This window comes from Xanthobacter sp. BG11Y11_SDJG (assembly GCF_057364445.1).
In genome coordinates this window covers 1-3,557 of the sequence record NZ_JBNFNU010000418.1, presented here as the reverse complement: position 1 = coordinate 3,557, position 3,557 = coordinate 1, and the positions used below count along the sequence as shown (strand labels likewise).

At 71.8% G+C, this 3,557-nt stretch carries 5 protein-coding genes and 2 pseudogenes; 1 reads left to right on the top strand and 6 read right to left on the bottom strand.

All coding sequences use genetic code 11. The features are described from left to right. Nucleotides 1–245 (bottom strand): annotated as a pseudogene (locus AC2W7M_RS22035) (hypothetical protein); the annotation flags it as partial. Between the two features lie 125 nt (nucleotides 246–370). Between AC2W7M_RS22035 and AC2W7M_RS22030 the strand changes: the two are divergent. Further along, entirely contained in the window at nucleotides 371–1,204 is an 834-nt protein-coding gene (locus tag AC2W7M_RS22030; protein ID WP_486134927.1) for an aldo/keto reductase, read from the top strand. A 6-nt stretch (nucleotides 1,205–1,210) separates the two neighbouring features. On the opposite strand, the gene AC2W7M_RS22025 is transcribed toward AC2W7M_RS22030, so the two are convergent. From AC2W7M_RS22025 to AC2W7M_RS22005, 5 genes and pseudogenes are all read right to left on the bottom strand, one after another. Then, a complete protein-coding gene (locus tag AC2W7M_RS22025; RefSeq protein WP_486134926.1) occupies nucleotides 1,211–2,128 on the bottom strand; it encodes a cation diffusion facilitator family transporter in 918 nt (305 codons plus the stop codon). A gap of 105 nt (nucleotides 2,129–2,233) precedes the next feature. Next, nucleotides 2,234–2,956, bottom strand: coding sequence for a TIGR02281 family clan AA aspartic protease (locus AC2W7M_RS22020; RefSeq protein WP_486134924.1), 723 nt, complete (start codon nucleotides 2,954–2,956; stop codon nucleotides 2,234–2,236). Then, nucleotides 2,946–3,188 (bottom strand): DUF1289 domain-containing protein, encoded by a 243-nt coding sequence (locus tag AC2W7M_RS22015; protein ID WP_486134922.1) that lies wholly within the window; start codon nucleotides 3,186–3,188, stop codon nucleotides 2,946–2,948. Before AC2W7M_RS22015 ends, AC2W7M_RS22020 begins: the two co-directional genes overlap by 11 nt. Before the next feature lie 70 nt (nucleotides 3,189–3,258). Next, on the bottom strand, nucleotides 3,259–3,378 hold the full coding sequence (locus AC2W7M_RS22010) for an adenosylcobinamide-GDP ribazoletransferase (RefSeq protein ID WP_486134920.1): 120 nt from the start codon (nucleotides 3,376–3,378) through the stop codon (nucleotides 3,259–3,261). Continuing rightward, a pseudogene (locus AC2W7M_RS22005) lies at nucleotides 3,354–3,557 on the bottom strand (hypothetical protein); the annotation flags it as partial. The pseudogene AC2W7M_RS22005 and the gene AC2W7M_RS22010, both read right to left, overlap by 25 nt.

The window sequence follows — 3,557 nt, the reverse complement described above, 5'->3', positions numbered from 1 at the left end:
GCCGGCGGGCGGTCCGTCGGTGCCGGCTGCGCCTGGGGTTCGGCGGGAGGCTGCTGGGGCGCCTGGGCCATCGCCGGCCAGGCGACTGTCGACCAGGCGAACACCGAGGCCGTCAGCACGCGGGCGAGATTTCCGGTAGGGAAGCGGGAACGCCGTTGGGAATAAGGGACTTTCACTTCGCCCTCCAACCACATGACGCGCCGACCAGACGCGATTTTCTTCTTGACCGCAAGCGGCTTGCGCAATTGCGTGCGCGTCGCCGTCCGCCATTACCTCACCTCGCGGAATCTCTGCCGGGCCGCTTGCGCGGCCTTTGTACAGCGCCCGCGCTTCGCTATGGTTCCCGCCGATCCGCGCAACGGGAGATCAGATGCCGAAAACCGTGACCCTGCCGGGGGGAGAGCGCGTGCCCGCATTGGGCCAGGGCACCTGGTACATGGGCGAGCAGCGGGGACGCCGCGCCGACGAGGTGGCTGCGCTGCGGGCCGGTCTCGACCTCGGCCTCACCCTCATCGACACCGCCGAGATGTATGCCGACGGCGGTGCGGAGGAGGTGGCGGGCGAGGCGATGAAAGGCCGGCGCGGGGAGGTGTTCCTCGTCAGCAAGGTCTATCCCCACAATGCCAGCCGCGCTGGGGTCGCCGCCGCCTGCGAGCGCTCGCTGAAGCGGCTCGGCACCGACCGCATCGACCTCTACCTGCTGCACTGGCGCGGCAGCCATCCGCTGGCCGAGACCATCGCCGGGTTCGAGGCGCTCCACAAGGCGGGCAAGATCCGCCACTGGGGGGTGAGCAATCTCGACGCCGGCGACATGGCGGAGCTGTTTTCCGCCGGCGGCCGGGCCTGCGCCGCCAACCAGGTGCTCTACAATCCCAGCCGCCGCGGGCCGGAGTTCGACCTGTTCCCGCTCATGGAAAAGGCGGGCATCCCCGCCATGGCCTACAGCCCCATCGAGCAGGCGCGCCTGCCGCGCGGCGGCGCGCTGGGCGCGGTGGCGAAGAAGCACGGCGCCGACCCGTTCCAGGTGGCGCTCGCCTGGGTCATGCGCCGGCCGGACGTGATCGCCATCCCCAAGGCGAGCCGCATCGCCCACGTGCAGGCCAATGCCGCGGCGCGCGACCTCGTGCTCGATGCCGAGGACCTCGCCGCCATCGACCACGACTTCCCGCCACCGCGGCGCAGGACGGCGCTGGAGATGCTCTGAGCCGCCTCAGGCGGGAGGCGAGGGCGCGGCCTCGTCTAGCGGCACGGCGATCACCACCACATCCGCCTCGGGGATCGCCGCGCGGACGGTGCGGCGCATGGCTTGGGTCACGGCGCCCACGTCGGCGAGGGTGCGGGCGGGATCGAACGCCACCGTGATCTCCACATGGGGCACGGTCCCCGAGCGGCGGGTGCGCACGCCGATGAGCTGCTCATAGTGCCGGAAGGAGGCGGCGAGCGCCGCCGTCACCTTGAGCTGCAGCGGCTCGGCCAGCGCCCGGTCCAGAAGGTCGGGCAGGGCCTCGTAGATCATCTGCGCGCCGACCACCGCCATGAAGCCGGCGCCGACCAGGCCGCCCACATCGTCGGCGAGCCGCGCCAGCTCCCGGTTCGGCGAGAGCGCATCGATCGCGACGCAGGCCACCACCGTCACGGATGCCGCCGCCTTGGCGATGCGGGCGCGGAACTGCGCCCCGACGATGATGGAGGTGCCGGAACGGGTGGCGTGCCACAGCGGCCACAGCGGCATCACGTTGGTGAACAGGTTGTAGATCACCAGCATGATGGCGACGCTGGCCCAGAACGGCGTCAGGAGCGGCTGCTCGGAGGCTCCCATCACCTTGGCGACGATGAAGGCGGCGGCCAGGACCAGCAGCGCGCCGACGCTCGCCGAGAGCATGCGCTCCACCTTGCCGACCCCGAACTCGTAGAAATAGGTCTGCCCGCGATGCACCGCCCGCAGCGTGACGAGCGCGGCGCCTTCGACCAACAGCAGCAGCCCGCCGCGCAGCAGTTCCGCCAGCATGGCGAGCGAGCCGATCCGCCAGACGGTGAAGGCGTAGGGAACGAACACGCTGACGTCCAGCAGCAGGGCGATGAGGATCGCGCGTTCCTTCTGTCGGTCGGTGTCGCTGGGCTCACGCACGGCACTGCCCTCGGCGAACGCAGGGGCGGCTCGCGATCGGTGCCAGTCTAGGGCCGGACGGCGTCGCTTGGGATCATCTGAATAGAGGAGCGCGGCCCGCCGCGCTCACGGCGCCTTGGGGCCGCGCATGGTCAGCCGGTCGCCGCGGAACTCGAAGCCGTCGAGGCGCGAGAGGAAGGTCATGCCGAGCAGGCTGGTGCGCAGCACGCCCGGCGGCGACACCAGCGCCGGCACCTGGCGCTCGACGATGCCGCCGACGATGATGTTGTCGATGGTCACGGCCGCCGCCTTGGTCCGCCCGTTGGCGGTTTCCACCGCCACGTCATAGGTCAGGAATTCCACCGGCAGGCCGGCCGCCTGCGCGGCGGCGTGGGTGAGCACCACCGAGGTCGCCCCGGTGTCCACCAGCATCGGCACGCCCGCGCCGTTCACGGACGCGCGCACCGCGAAGTCGCCGGCGGCGCCGCGCGTGACCTCCACGGTCACCCGTGCGCCCTCCAGGCGCGGCACCACATAGCCCGGCACCAATTGGCCGATGACGCGCTGGGCCACCGCCTGGAGCGGATCGCGATAGGTGTAGGCGACGGCCAGCACCGCCGCGAGCACCACCCAGAAGGCCGCCGCGATCAGCGATTCGGCGACCCGGCCCCGGAACATGGACCAGGCGAAGGCGCCGACGAAGATGGCGATGGAGAGCTTGGCGACCAGGCTGCCGAACTGGTCGAGGTCGAGCCCGGCCACCGATCCCTGTTCGTGGTGCACGGCCAGCACCACGACGCCGCCGAACAGGCCGAGCAGCAGCAGCCAGAGGAGCCGGTCACCGCGCATCGTCGTCGTCCGGAGGGCCGTCGAGGAACAGGCCCGGCTGCGCCGCCCGGAGCCGGTCGAGACGGGCGGCGAGGGAAGCCATGATGGCGGCGCGGTTCTCGGGCGAGAGCGACGGCCAGGAGCCGATCTCGCGCATGGTGCGCCCGCAGCCCAGGCAGATCCCGCTCATGGGCTCCAGCGTGCAGATGCGCACGCAGGGTGTCGCGATGGGGGCGGGGGTGGCTTGCGGCATCGCTTCGGCGACCGGGTCTCTCGCGGCTCGGGGCCCGCATTCGGGAATCATCTGCGCGCCGCGCGGGCGCTCAGGCGTTCCGGGCGAAGATAAGAACGCCAAGGAGAAACGCAATCTCCGCCACCTGCTGGGTGGCGCCGGCCACGTCTCCGGTCTGGCCGCCGATCATGTGCTGCGACAGGCGCACCATGGCGCCGAGCGCCAGCAGGGGGCGATCAGGCCGGCGAAGGTGGCGCCCACGCCGAAGCACGGCACCAGAACGAGGGCCGCCACCAATGCCGCCACCAGCGCGCAGGAGGCGGCAGCCTCGGGGGAGGGCTGGCCGACCCCGGCCGATGCGCCGTCGGTGCGCGCCGGCGGCAAGGCGCA